At 64.4% G+C, this 12517-nt stretch carries 11 protein-coding genes; 10 read left to right on the plus strand and 1 reads right to left on the minus strand.

The features are described 5' to 3' along the window. The first annotated feature begins 46 nt into the window (after nucleotides 1-46). The 4 genes from hflK (at nucleotide 47) to UP10_RS10020 (ending at nucleotide 4139) form a co-directional block, all read left to right on the plus strand. Nucleotides 47-1186, plus strand: a complete 1140-nt coding sequence (hflK, locus tag UP10_RS10005) for an FtsH protease activity modulator HflK (RefSeq protein WP_044587131.1) — start codon at nucleotides 47-49, stop codon at nucleotides 1184-1186. Then, nucleotides 1183-2085 carry a protease modulator HflC gene (hflC, locus tag UP10_RS10010; RefSeq protein ID WP_044536116.1) on the plus strand — a complete coding sequence of 301 codons (903 nt, stop codon included), beginning with the start codon at nucleotides 1183-1185 and terminating at the stop codon, nucleotides 2083-2085. The genes hflK and hflC overlap by 4 nt, the downstream gene beginning before the upstream one ends. 95 nt (nucleotides 2086-2180) lie before the next feature. Then, nucleotides 2181-2381 carry a DUF2065 domain-containing protein gene (locus UP10_RS10015; RefSeq protein WP_044536117.1) on the plus strand — a complete coding sequence of 67 codons (201 nt, stop codon included), beginning with the start codon at nucleotides 2181-2183 and terminating at the stop codon, nucleotides 2379-2381. Between the two features lie 249 nt (nucleotides 2382-2630). Beyond that, complete coding sequence (locus UP10_RS10020) at nucleotides 2631-4139, plus strand: Do family serine endopeptidase (protein WP_044587132.1); 1509 nt, start codon at nucleotides 2631-2633, stop codon at nucleotides 4137-4139. 1085 nt (nucleotides 4140-5224) lie between these two features. Here UP10_RS10020 and serB read toward each other — a convergent pair. Continuing rightward, nucleotides 5225-6130, minus strand: a complete 906-nt coding sequence (gene serB / locus UP10_RS10025; protein ID WP_044587133.1) for a phosphoserine phosphatase SerB — start codon at nucleotides 6128-6130, stop codon at nucleotides 5225-5227. Here serB and miaA point away from each other — a divergent pair. The 6 genes from miaA (at nucleotide 6108) to UP10_RS10055 (ending at nucleotide 12512) form a co-directional block, all read left to right on the plus strand. Further along, nucleotides 6108-7058, plus strand: coding sequence for a tRNA (adenosine(37)-N6)-dimethylallyltransferase MiaA (miaA, locus tag UP10_RS10030; RefSeq protein WP_044587134.1), 951 nt, complete (start codon nucleotides 6108-6110; stop codon nucleotides 7056-7058). The two genes, serB and miaA, sit on opposite strands and share 23 nt — an antisense overlap. A 343-nt stretch (nucleotides 7059-7401) precedes the next feature. After that, nucleotides 7402-9177: an acetolactate synthase 3 large subunit gene (locus UP10_RS10035; RefSeq protein WP_044587135.1), complete on the plus strand. Its 1776-nt coding sequence runs from the start codon at nucleotides 7402-7404 to the stop codon at nucleotides 9175-9177. Nucleotides 9178-9336: 159 nt separating this feature from the next. Next, nucleotides 9337-10335 (plus strand): threonine dehydratase, encoded by a 999-nt coding sequence (locus UP10_RS10040; protein ID WP_044587136.1) that lies wholly within the window; start codon nucleotides 9337-9339, stop codon nucleotides 10333-10335. Nucleotides 10336-10359: 24 nt separating this feature from the next. Further along, nucleotides 10360-10902 (plus strand): acetolactate synthase small subunit, encoded by a 543-nt coding sequence (gene ilvN, locus UP10_RS10045; RefSeq protein ID WP_044536122.1) that lies wholly within the window; start codon nucleotides 10360-10362, stop codon nucleotides 10900-10902. A 3-nt stretch (nucleotides 10903-10905) separates the two neighbouring features. Beyond that, a complete protein-coding gene (locus UP10_RS10050) occupies nucleotides 10906-11601 on the plus strand; it encodes a class I SAM-dependent methyltransferase (RefSeq protein ID WP_044587137.1) in 696 nt (231 codons plus the stop codon). Between the two features lie 35 nt (nucleotides 11602-11636). Further along, nucleotides 11637-12512, plus strand: a complete 876-nt coding sequence (locus UP10_RS10055) for an EamA family transporter (protein ID WP_044587138.1) — start codon at nucleotides 11637-11639, stop codon at nucleotides 12510-12512. Nucleotides 12513-12517 lie beyond the last annotated feature (5 nt).

A 12517-nucleotide genomic window follows, 5' to 3' on the forward strand; every position in this document is an offset into this window, starting at 1 on the left:
TTCGAGCCCGGACCGTTCCGGTCGAGGCTTGCCCAGGAGATGTTTGATGCCGTGGAAGAATCAAGGCGGAGGGCCGTGGGGCTCAGGTCCGAAAGGACCATGGGGCAACGGTCCGCAATCGGTCGGGCCGAGGCCGCCGGACCTTGAGGACCTTCTGCGCCGCGGCCAGGACCGGCTGCAGCAATGGCTGCCCGGTGGGGGTTTCAGCGGCATGGGCATCGCGCTGGTGCTGGTTGCCGCGCTGGTGATCTGGTTTGCGACCGGAATCTTCCGCGTTCAGTCGGAAGAGCTCGGCGTCGTCATGCGCTTCGGCAAGTATGTGCGCGATGCGCAGCCGGGCCTGCGCTATCACCTGCCATATCCGATCGAGACCGTGCTGCTGCCGAAGGCGCTGCGCGTGAACACGCTCTCGATCGGCATGACCTTGATCGACGATCCCGCCCGGCGCGGCCGCACCATCCGCGACGTGCCGGAGGAGAGCCTGATGCTGACCGGCGACGAGAACATCGTCGACGTCGATTTCACCGTGCTGTGGCGCATCAAGCCGGGTGGGGCCGGCGCTTATTTGTTCAACATCCAGAATCCCGAAGGCACCGTGAAGGCGGTCGCCGAAAGCGCGATGCGTGAGGTGATCGGCCGTTCCGAAATTCAGCCGATCCTCACCGGCGCGCGGACCCAGACCGAAGCAACCGTGCAGGAGCTGATGCAGAAGACGCTCGACGGCTACGGCGCGGGCATCCAGATCGCGCAGGTGCAGATGCAGAAGGTCGATCCGCCGGCGCAGGTCATCGATTCGTTCCGCGACGTGCAGGCGGCGCGCTCCGATCTCGAGCGTGCGCAGAACGAGGCGCAAACCTACGCCAACCGCGTCGTGCCCGAGGCGCGCGGCCGTGCCGCGCAGATCCTGCAGGCCGCCGAAGGTTACAAGGAGCAGGCGGTCGCCGAGGCCAGAGGCCAGAGCGCGCGCTTCCTGAAAGTCTATGAAGAGTACAAGAAGGCTCCCGAAGTGACGCGTGAACGCATCTATCTGGAAACCATGGAGCGCGTGCTCGGTGGCTCCGAGAAGCTGGTCTATGACGGCGGACCGGGCCAGAACATCGTGCCGTATCTTCCGCTCGGCGAACTGACGCCGCGGCGTCCGGCAGCCCAGGCCACAACCGGCCAGCCGCAGGGAGGCACGCGATGAGATCCCCCGTCACGGGCATTGCGACCCTGATCGTCCTGTTCGTCGTGGCCATCATCGCCTACAGCTCGATGTTCACCGTGCAGCAGACCGAGCAGGCCCTCGTGGTCCGGTTCGGCAAACCGGTCGACGTCGTCACCGAGCCGGGCCTGAACTTCAAGGTCCCGTTCACCGACAGCGTCATCTCGATCGACAAGCGCATCCTCGACCTCGAAAATCCGTCGCAGGAAGTGATCGCATCGGACCAGAAGCGACTCGTCGTCGACGCCTTCGCCCGCTACCGCATCAAGGACGCGCTGCGCTTCTACACGAGCGTCGGCTCGATCCAGGCCGCCAATCTGCAGCTCACCACGCTGTTGAACGCGTCGCTGCGCCGCGTGCTCGGCGAGGTCTCCTTCATCACGGTCGTCCGCGACGAGCGCGAGCGGCTGATGTCGCGGATCCGCGATCAGCTCGACAAGGAGGCCGACGGCTACGGCATCCAGGTCGTCGACGTGCGTATCCGCCGCGCCGATCTGCCGGAGCAGAACAGCCAGGCGGTCTATCAGCGGATGCAGACGGAACGTCAGCGTGAGGCCGCCGAGTTCCGCGCCCAGGGTGCCCAGAAGGGCCAGGAAATCCGCTCGAAGGCCGACCGCGAGTCCACGGTGATCGTCGCCGAAGCCAACTCGACGGCGGAGCAGACACGCGGCGGCGGCGACGCCGAGCGCAACCGTCTGTTCGCCGAAGCCTACAACCAGGACAAGGACTTCTTCGCGTTCTATCGTTCGATGTCGGCCTATGAGAACAGCCTGAAATCGGGTGAGACGCGCTTCCTGTTGCGGCCGGATTCGGAATTCTTCAAGTATTTCGGCAATGCCAACGGCAAGCCGCCTGAGGCGGCCGCCGCGGCGAAACAGTAACTTCAAGACATGTAACTTCAAGATCTGGCGGCGACACGGTCAACGCGTCGCCGCCATCAAAGAAAAACAAACACTAAGCGGGAGGCTCTCATCCGATGAGGTCAATAGCGTTCGGCGACTTCCTCATCGGTTTGGGAATTCTGTTCGTGCTCGAAGGCATCATGTTCGCGGCAAGTCCGGCCTGGATGCGCCGGGCGATGAAGAGTGCGCTGGCGACGCCCGACAATATCCTGCGCGTCGTCGGCATCGGGTCGGCGGTCGGTGGGTTGCTGCTGATCTGGCTGGTGCGGCGCTGATCGTTATCGTCGTTCCGGGGCATGCGAAGCATGAACCTCAGATGCGCGATTGCGCATCGGGGAACCTCGAGATTCCGGGTCTGGTCCTTCGGACCATCCCGGAATGACAACCAAAATTGAACGCAATCGTGAGCCTTTTACGGCCGGTTTTTAGCCGAAATGGCTAGCTCTGATGCTTGCGCCGAAAGCCGGTTCGGGCGCACTGTGCGGCCAAACGATATTCACCTGTTTGCCTGGAGAGAAGCCGACATGACCGCTGCCAGACCAGCCCTGAGCCGTCGCCTCCGCCTGATGGGAGCCGCGATCTCGATCGGTGCTGCAAGCATGCTGAGCTCAGTGCCGGCGTTTGCACGCGGCCCCGATGGCATCGCCGACGTCGCCGAGAAGGTGATCGATGCCGTCGTCAACATCTCGACGTCGCAGACGATCGACGCCAAGGGCGGCGGTGGCGCGATGCCGCAACTGCCGCCGGGCTCGCCGTTCGAGGAATTCTTCGACGACTTCTTCAAGAACCGGCGCGGCCCAGGCGGTCCTGGCGGCAAGGGCGGTGAGAAGAACGGCGAGTTCTCGCCGCGCAAGACCAACTCGCTCGGCTCCGGCTTCATCGTCGACACCGCGGGCATTGTCGTCACCAACAACCACGTCATCGCCGACGCCGACGAGATCAACGTCATCCTCAACGACGGCACCAAGATCAAGGCCGAGCTGGTCGGCGTCGACAAGAAGACCGATCTTGCCGTGCTGAAGTTCAAGCCGCCGAAGCCGCTCATTGCGGTCAAGTTCGGTGATAGCGACAAGCTTCGCCTCGGCGAGTGGGTGGTCGCGATCGGGAATCCGTTCAGTCTCGGCGGCACGGTCACCGCGGGCATCGTCTCGGCGAAGAACCGCGACATCAGCCAGGGGCCGTATGACAGCTACATCCAGACCGACGCCGCCATCAACCGCGGCAATTCCGGCGGTCCGCTGTTCAACCTCGACGGCGAAGTGATCGGCGTCAATACGCTGATCATCTCGCCGACCGGCGGTTCGATCGGTCTCGGCTTTGCCGTGCCGTCGAAGACGGTGGCCGGGGTCGTCGACCAGTTGCAGAAGTTCGGCGAGTTGCGCCGCGGCTGGCTCGGCGTGCGCATCCAGCAGGTCACCGACGAAATCGCCGAAAGCCTCAGCATCAAGCCGGCACGTGGCGCGCTGGTCGCCGGCATCGACGACAAGGGCCCGGCTAAGCCGGCCGGCATCGAACCCGGCGACGTCGTCGTGAAGTTCGACGGCAAGGACGTCAAGGATCCGAAGGATCTGTCGCGCATCGTTGCCGACACCGCGGTCGGCAAGGAAGTCGAGGTTGTCATCATCCGTAAAGGCAATGAGGAAACGCACAAGGTCACCCTCGGCCGCCTCGAAGACACCGACAAGGTTCAGCAGGCCAACGCCAAGCCGGCCGAGCCCGCCGAGAAGCTGGTGACGCAGAAGGCGCTCGGCCTCGACCTGGCCGCGCTGAGCAAGGATCTGCGCACCAAGTACAAGATCAAGGACAGCGTGAAGGGCGTCATCGTCACCGGCGTCGACGCCAGCTCCGACGCCGCCGAGAAGCGCCTGTCGGCCGGCGACGTCATCGTCGAGGTGGCGCAGGAGGCGGTCGCCAGCGCGGCCGATATCAAGAACCGTGTCGAGAAGCTGAAAAAGGACGGCAAGAAGTCGGTGCTGCTGCTCGTCTCGAACGGCGACGGTGAATTGCGCTTCGTCGCGCTGGGTGTGCAGTAACCCGTCGTCCCGGCCTAATGCGCAATTGCACACGGGAGCCGGGACCCATACGCCGCGGCCGTTCTGGTTGAGGAAGTGGTCGACGGCTTTCTAGATAACCGACATCGGTGGTTATGGGTCCCGGCTTTCGCCGGGACGACACCGTCCATTGCCCGTTCTTTCTTGCGTGTATCGCGGCGCTGGAAGCTTGAGCAGGTGGTGCCAGAAGCGATTTAAGCACGCGCGAAGGCCCGGCGCTCGCTAAAGCACCGGGCGAATGCGAATATCTTCCAAACGGGCAATAGGTGACGGTGGGCGTTCACGCTCCAGCTGTCTATCCGTAGATGTACCGCTTGTGGCGCCTGCACCATAACACCGCGTAATTGCGACGACGGTGCACTTGATCGATGTGGAAGCGAAACTAAGCAAGCTTTTGGCGCGAGATGTGTAGGACACGCCGTTAATTGTGCATCTGACGCGCCGCGCGAGTTCTGATTTTCGTAATTTATCTTGACTGCCATCCCAACTCACCGCCATAATCGCGCCCGTCTCACCCGATGAGAGGGGCGTGCGCACGTCACGAACGCGCGGTGGGATGCGGTGGACGCTGACGGCGCGGTTGACGATTGCGCCGGCGGCGGACGGTGAAGTCGTGTGGTTTTGACGCCCCAAGGCTGGCGTCAAGTTCGTGAGACGCCGACGCTGATCACGAACGACGGTGACCAAAACGCCTGGGCACCGGGAAGAGCACGAAGTAAGCCGTAAACCATCGCGCAGGGAAAGCCGGGATGCCTCCGCTGGACCTGTATGCTCGTGTGCGCACTCTCTTCCTTACATTGCACACGAGATCGCGGGTGCAGCGCGCACCCGGCTTTCCCTGCGCCCTGTTTTCGACGAGCGCGGAACGAGATGCAGAACTCGGGCAAATCATGTCGCGAGAATGCGAAGGTATGACACAGAGACGGTGCAACAAATTTGCCGTCGTCCCGGCGCAGGCCGGGACCGATAACCACGAATACCAGTTGTCACATACGCTGGGGCCACAGCTCGCTTCAACGACACAACCCTGTGGTAATGGGTCCCGGCCTTCGCCGGGACGACGCCACTCACCCCTCCACGAACTCGTCCCGCCGATACCCCTGCGCATAGAGCAGCGCGGTGAGGTCACCGTGGTCGATCCGTGCCGCGGCGGCCGTAGCGACCGCCGGCTTGGCGTGATAGGCGACGCCGAGCCCAGCGGCCTGGATCATGCTGAGATCGTTGGCGCCGTCGCCGGTGACCAGCGTGTCGATGTCGTCAAGGTCGAAGGATTCCATCAGCTCAACCAGGGTCGCGAGCTTGGTGGCGCGGCCGAGGATCGGGTCGACCACTTCGCCGGTCAGCTTGCCGTCCTCGACCTGCAACTGGTTGGCGCGGTTCTCCTGAAACCCGATCTTCGCCGCGACCACGTTGGTGAACAGCGTGAAGCCGCCCGAGATCAGGCAGGTATAGGCGCCGTGGGCGCGCATGGTCATGACGAGTGCGCGGCCGCCCGGCGTCAGCGTGATGCGCTTCTCCAGCACCTCGTCGACTACGCTGACCGGAAGCCCCTTGAGCAGCGCGACGCGCTCGCGCAGCGCCGTTTCGAACTCGATCTCACCGCGCATCGCGCGCTCGGTGATCCCGGCGACGTGGGCCTTGAGGCCTGCGAAATCGGCGAGCTCGTCGATGCATTCCTGGTCAATCATGGTGGAATCCATGTCGGCCAGAAAAAGCTTCTTGCGCCTGGCGATCCGAGGCTGCACGACAATGTCGATCGGCAGGTCGCCGCGCGCCTGTTGCAGGCGGGCTTCGATCGCCTTGACGGCGTCCCGGTCGGCGTCCTGGCTCTCGAAAGGAATGTCGACCGCGACTTCGTTGAACAGCCACTGTGCCGGGCCGGGTGATGGCAGCACGGCCCGCGCGCCGTCGACGATGGTGGAGTCGAGCGCAGGGCTCGCGGGATTGCAGATGAGCGTGGCGACGAGGGACATGCGGGCGCATTCGGGATTGTTGGACAAGGCAGTGCTTATCGCAGGGCCGACCGCCAGCGGCAAGTCGGCGCTCGCGCTCGAGCTGGCGCAGAAAACCGGCGGCGTCGTGATCAACACCGATTCCATGCAGGTCTATCGCGACCTCCGCATCATCACGGCGCGGCCGACTGAGGACGAGGAGGCGCTGGTTCCGCATCGGCTCTACGGCCATGTCGATGCGGGCGTGAATTTCTCCGCGGGCGCCTGGGTCGCCGACGCAGCAAAGGTGCTCGGCGAGGCGCGCACGCAAGGTAGCCTACCGATCTTCATCGGCGGCTCCGGCCTCTATTTCAAGGCGCTGACCCGTGGGCTCTCGGCGGTGCCGCCGATTCCTGCCGAGGTCCGTGACAGCGTGCGCGCAAGGCTCGAGCAGCACGGCGTCGAGGCGCTGCATGTCGAGCTCGCGCAGCGCGATCCGGTGTCGGCCGAACGCCTGAAGCCGCGCGACCGTATCAGGATCGCGCGCGCGCTCGAGGTCGTCGAGGCGACCGGGCGTCCGTTGCCCGACTGGCATCGCGATGGCCTTCCGCCGCTGCTGCCGCCGGGCGAATTCTCCGCGGTCTTCCTCGCGCCGGAGCGTGACGAGCTCTACGCGCGGATCGATGCGCGGTTCGGCACCATGTTGGAGGCCGGCGCGCTCACCGAGGTCGAGCGGCTGGCGGCACGGGGCCTGGACCCGCTGCTGCCGGCCATGAAGGCCCATGGCGTGCCGGCTCTGATCCGGCATCTGAAGGGCGAGATCAGCCGCGAGGAGGCCGCCGAGATTGGCCGCGCTGACACCCGCCACTACGCCAAGCGCCAGTTCACCTGGTTCCGCCACCAGCTCCCGGAATTCGAGTGGGTGGCCCCGGAGGCGGCGAGGGAATGGCTCTCCGGGGCGACCTCCTAGTCGAGCCCGTCTGCCATGCACGTTGCGCCACCCAAAAACACTCGCCGAACGGCCGGAACCCCGCTAGAGTGGCCAAATCGCGAAAGTGGGTGCCGTTGCCTTGACATTCGGGCTTTGGCCGCTATGTTTCGCGCAACCTTTGGGAAGCTTGGGTCACGCCGTGCGCAACATTATTACCAAACTCCTTATCGTCGTCGTACCCAGGCACACCGCCGGGGATGGCTAGCGGCCATCCAGATACGGGCGGTGTGCATGGGGCCTCTGGGGCCCTTTTTTATTGCCTGAAGCAGACCTGCAAGAAACCAACAGAAGCCGCGCAAACCAAGCGCATCCGGAGCGAGCCATGACCGACAAGAGCCACGACCCCAATCAGATGACCGGCGCCGCGATGATCGTGCGCGCGCTCATCGATCATGGCGTCCAGCACATCTTCGGCTATCCGGGCGGCGCGGTGCTTCCGATCTACGACGAGATCTTCCAGCAGAGCGAGGTCGAGCACATCCTGGTCCGCCACGAGCAGGGGGCCGGCCACGCCGCCGAAGGCTATGCGCGTTCGACCGGCAAGCCCGGCGTGGCGCTGGTGACGTCGGGCCCCGGCGCCACCAACATGGTGACGCCGCTGACCGACGCGCTGATGGACTCGATCCCGCTGGTCTGCATTTCCGGCCAGGTGCCGACCCACCTGATCGGCAATGATGCCTTCCAGGAATGCGACACGGTCGGCATCACGCGGCCCTGCACCAAGCACAATTGGCTTGTGCGCGACGTCAACGACCTCGCGAAGGTGCTGCACGAAGCCTTCTATGTCGCGATGACCGGCCGGCCCGGCCCGGTGCTGGTCGACGTGCCCAAGGACGTGCAATTCGCGACCGGCACCTACCATCCGCCGCGCAAGTCGGACGTGCACATCTCCTACACGCCGCGCGTGAAGGGCGACGCGACCCTGATCCGCAAGACGGTCGCGATGCTGGCCTCCGCGAAACGCCCGGTGATCTACTCCGGCGGCGGCGTCATCAATTCGGGCCCCGAGGCCTCGAAGCTGCTGCGCGAGCTGGTCGAGGTGACGGGCATTCCGATCACCTCGACGCTGATGGGATTGGGGGCCTATCCGGCCTCGGGTCCGAACTGGCTCGGCATGCTCGGCATGCACGGCACCTACGAAGCCAACATGGCCATGCATGATTGCGACGTCATGCTGTGCGTCGGCGCGCGTTTCGATGACCGGATCACCGGCCGCGTCGATGCGTTCTCGCCGGGCTCGAAGAAGATCCATATCGACATCGATCCGTCCTCGATCAACAAGAACATCCGGGTCGACGTGCCAATCATCGGCGATTGCGGCAACGTGCTCGGTGACTTGCTGCAGGTGTTCAAGGCGGAAGCCAAGAAGCCCGAGATCAAGGCGTGGTGGCAGCAGATCGCGCAATGGCGCGCGCGCAAGTCGCTGTCCTACCGGAAGAACAACGATATCATCCTGCCGCAATACGCGATCCAGCGGCTGTTCGAGCTGACCCGCGGCAAGGACACCTACATCACGACCGAAGTCGGGCAGCACCAGATGTGGGCCGCGCAGTTCTTCGGCTTCGAGGAGCCGCACCGCTGGATGACCTCGGGCGGTCTCGGCACCATGGGCTATGGCCTGCCGGCCGCGATTGGCGTGCAAGTGGCGCATCGCGACAGCCTGGTGATCGACATCGCCGGTGACGCCTCGGTGCAGATGACGATGCAGGAGATGTCGACGGCGGTCCAGCACGAGCTGCCGATCAAGATCTTCATCCTGAACAACCAGTACATGGGCATGGTGCGGCAGTGGCAGCAGCTGCTGCACGGCAACCGCCTGTCGCACTCCTACTCGGAAGCGCTGCCGGATTTCGTCAAGCTCGCCGAGGCCTATGGCGGTGTCGGCATCCGCGCGCACAAGCCCGCCGATCTCGACGGCGCGATCAAGGAGATGATCTCGGTCAAAAAACCGGTGCTGTTCGATTGCCGTGTCGCGGCGCTGGAGAACTGCTTCCCGATGATCCCGTCGGGCAAGGCGCATAACGAGATGTTGCTGCCGGAAGAGGCGACCGATGAAGCCACCGCAAAGGCCTTCGCCGGCGGCAAGGCGCTGGTGTGATGATGTTCGACGCAAACACAAACTCCGCTGTCATCCCCGCGAAAGCGGGGATCCAGTACGCCGGGACGCCTGAGATTGAATCGAAAGGTCTCGGCGTACTGGGTCGCCCGGTCAAGCCGGGCGATGACAACGGAGAGAGTAGAGCGATTGGAAGCGAAGATGTTTGACCTCAATGAGCTCGAGCGCGCGCACAAGATCGTCGGCACCGCTGTGCCGCCGACGCCAGCGTACAGCTGGCCGCTGCTGGCCCAGCGGCTCGGCACCGAGGTCGTGGTCAAGCATGAGAACCACACGCCGATCGGCGCCTTCAAGGTGCGCGGTGGCCTCGTTTATCTTGAACGGTTGAAGCGCGAGCGGCCGGATGTTCCGGGCATCATCTCGGCGACGCGCGGCAATCATGGCCAGAGCCTGGCCTTTGCCGCTGGTCGACACGGCGTGCCGGCGGTGATCTATGTGCCGCGTGGCAACTCGGTCGAGAAGAACCGCGCGATGCGGGCGTTCGGCGCCGAGCTGGTTGAGCATGGCGAGGATTTCCAGGCCGCGAAGGAAGAGGCCCAGCGGCGCGCGCAGTTTGCCGGGCTGCACATGGTGCCGTCGTTCCATCCAGACCTGGTGCTGGGAGTTGCGACCTACGCACTTGAACTGTTCCGGACCGCGCCTGACATCGACATTCTCTATGTGCCGATCGGGCAGGGCTCCGGCATCTCCGGCTGTATCATGGCGCGCGACCTGCTCGGTCTGAAGACGGAGATCGTCGGCGTGCAGTCGACGGAAGCGCCGTCTTACGCGCTGTCGCTCGCGGCCGGTAACATCGTGACCACCGAAACCAGCGACACCCGCGCCGACGGCATGGCGACGCGGATTCCCGATCTCGATGCGTTCGCGCTGATCCGGAAAGGCGCGTCCCGCATCGTGCAGGTCACCGACGACGAGATCGGGCATGCGATCCGCGCCTACTGGACCGACACGCATAACCTCGCCGAAGGCGCGGGCGCCGCTCCGCTCGCGGCCGCGCTGCAGGAAAAGAGCAGGCTCGCCGGCAAGCGGGTCGGCCTGATCCTGAGCGGCGGCAATATCGATTTCGATCTGTTCCGCACCTGGGTCGGAACGGATGCCAAAATGGATGCCAACCCGGCCGCCAAGCGGGCGGTGGCATGACGATGAGACCGTAAGGGGACGACAATGAACCAGCCCGCATCCGCCTACTTCCTGGAAGAGCGCCACGATCCCAACGAGACGCACACGCTGTCCGTGCTCGTGCAGAACGAGCCCGGCGTGCTCGCCCGCGTGATCGGCCTGTTCTCGGGCCGTGGCTACAACATCGACAGCCTCACCGTGTCGGAGACCGAGAGCCAGAAGCACCTCTCGCGGATCACCATCGTCACCACGGGCACGCCGATGGTGATCCAGCAGATCAAGCACCAGCTCGACCGTATGATTCCAGTTTATCGCGTGGTCGATATGACGGTGACCGGGCAGGCGATCGAACGCGAGCTCGCGATGGTCAAGGTGCGGGGCGGTGGCGACCACCGCGTCGAGGCGCTGCGGCTGGCGGATGCGTTCCGCGCCCGCGTGATCGACGCCACGACCGAGAGCTTTGTGTTCGAGATCACAGGCAATTCGTCCAAGATCAATCAGTTCATCGACCTGATGCGCCCGCTGGGCTTGGTCGAGGTGTCACGAACCGGGGTGGCCGCGATCACGCGCGGGCCGGAAGGGATGTGAATCATGTTGGCGCGCGACTGGTACTATACGCAACGGCGGCAGGTCGGTCTCGATACCGCGGTCGCCTCGATCTATGACCGCCACGACGACAGCGACGGCCGCGCCCATCAGGCGCTGACCATGCTCGGCGTCAAGCCGGGCTGGCGGGTCGCCGATATCGGTTGCGGCAACGGCGTGCTGGCGACCGAGGCCGCGTTGATGGGGGCCGAGGTCGACGCCATCGACATCTCGCCGGCGATGCTCGGGCTTGCCGAGATTTACGCCCGTGACCGCAAGGCGCGGGTCCGGACCCAGCCGGCCGGCCTGTTGTCTTTCGCCTACCAGCCGAACTCCTATGACCTGATCGTCAGCGAGTTCACGCTGCACCATCTGCCGGATTTCTGGAAGGCGGTGGCGATGTCGCGGATCTTCAACGCGCTGAAGCCGGGCGCGAACTTCTATCTGCGCGACATGGTGTTCGTCAGCATGCCCGACGGCGTCGAACGCGACGTCGAGGGCTGGGCCGATTTCTCGATCAAGAACCACGATTTCGAGCGCGAAAGCGTGATGACCCACATGCGCGACGAATACTCCACTTTCGGCTGGGTGATGGAGCGCATGCTGACGGAGACCGGTTTCACGCTGGTCTCTGCCGATTATCACGCGCCGCTGCACGGCACCTATCTGCTGCGCAAACCGAAGCCGGACCAACAAATCTAGCCGTCGCACCCAAACGGAACCAAAGAAGAAAAACAATGAAGCCGGCTGATGTTGGCATCGCCGTCATGGTCGCGGCGATCTGGGGGCTCGCGTTTGTCGCAAGCCGGATCGCACTCGACGAATTCTCGCCGGAGCTGATGACGACGCTACGCTTCGCCATCGCGGCGTTGCCGTGCCTGTTCCTGCGCAAGCCCGACGTCTCCTGGCCGCTGCTGATCGCGATCAGCTCCACGCTGTTCCTCGGCCAATTCCTGGCGCAGGCCTTTGCCATCGCCCATGGCGTTCCAGTCGGCCTCTCCAGCGTTGTCGTGCAGAGCCAGGCTCTGTTCACCATCGGCTTTGCCGCCGTGATCTTCGGCGAGATGCCGACGCGGATGCAGGCCACCGGCGTCGCGATCGCCGCGGTCGGCCTTCTGATGATCTGCGGCACCGTCGGCTACGACTTCAGCGTCGGTTCGTTCGCAATCCTCGTGATCTGCCCGATCAGCTTTGCGATCGGCAATCTTCTGCTGCGGCGGGCGCACGGCGCGCCAATGTTCGATCTGTTTGCCTGGCTGTGCCTCTCGGCCGCGATCCCGCTTGCCCTGCTGACGTTGATCAGCAACGGACCGCAGCCGACCTGGCACGCGCTGACCCATATGTCGCTGACAGGATTTATCTGCGTGCTCTGTCTGGGCGGCATCTCGACCAGCATTGCCTACTGGCTGTGGGGACGGCTGTTGCGGGACTATCCCGCCGCGCAGGTGGTGCCGTTCGCGCTGCTTGTACCGTTCGTCGGCTCGGCCGCCTCCAGCATCGTGTTCGGCGAGAGGTTCGGGCCGCTGCGGCTCGCGGGCATGATCACGGTCGTCGGCGGCATCGCCGTGATGCTGCTGTCGAAGCGGCCCAAAATTTTGCCGAAAGTCGCGTGAGGGCA

The sequence above is a fragment of the Bradyrhizobium sp. LTSPM299 genome, assembly GCF_000938235.1.
GTDB lineage: Bacteria > Pseudomonadota > Alphaproteobacteria > Rhizobiales > Xanthobacteraceae > Bradyrhizobium.

Excerpts from the sequence above, each read along its gene's own strand:
- hflK (WP_044587131.1), top strand. The coding sequence starts at position 47 with ATGCCGTGGAAGAATCAAGGCGGAGGGCCGTGGGGCTCAGGTCCGAAA.
- serB (WP_044587133.1), bottom strand. The coding sequence starts at position 6,130 with ATGTCCCTCGTCGCCACGCTCATCTGCAATCCCGCGAGCCCTGCGCTC.
- hflC (WP_044536116.1), top strand. The coding sequence starts at position 1,183 with ATGAGATCCCCCGTCACGGGCATTGCGACCCTGATCGTCCTGTTCGTC.
- UP10_RS10020 (WP_044587132.1), top strand. The coding sequence starts at position 2,631 with ATGACCGCTGCCAGACCAGCCCTGAGCCGTCGCCTCCGCCTGATGGGA.
- UP10_RS10035 (WP_044587135.1), top strand. The coding sequence starts at position 7,402 with ATGACCGACAAGAGCCACGACCCCAATCAGATGACCGGCGCCGCGATG.
- ilvN (WP_044536122.1), top strand. The coding sequence starts at position 10,360 with ATGAACCAGCCCGCATCCGCCTACTTCCTGGAAGAGCGCCACGATCCC.
- UP10_RS10040 (WP_044587136.1), top strand. The coding sequence starts at position 9,337 with ATGTTTGACCTCAATGAGCTCGAGCGCGCGCACAAGATCGTCGGCACC.
- UP10_RS10015 (WP_044536117.1), top strand. The coding sequence starts at position 2,181 with ATGAGGTCAATAGCGTTCGGCGACTTCCTCATCGGTTTGGGAATTCTG.
- UP10_RS10050 (WP_044587137.1), top strand. The coding sequence starts at position 10,906 with ATGTTGGCGCGCGACTGGTACTATACGCAACGGCGGCAGGTCGGTCTC.
- miaA (WP_044587134.1), top strand. The coding sequence starts at position 6,108 with ATGAGCGTGGCGACGAGGGACATGCGGGCGCATTCGGGATTGTTGGAC.
- UP10_RS10055 (WP_044587138.1), top strand. The coding sequence starts at position 11,637 with ATGAAGCCGGCTGATGTTGGCATCGCCGTCATGGTCGCGGCGATCTGG.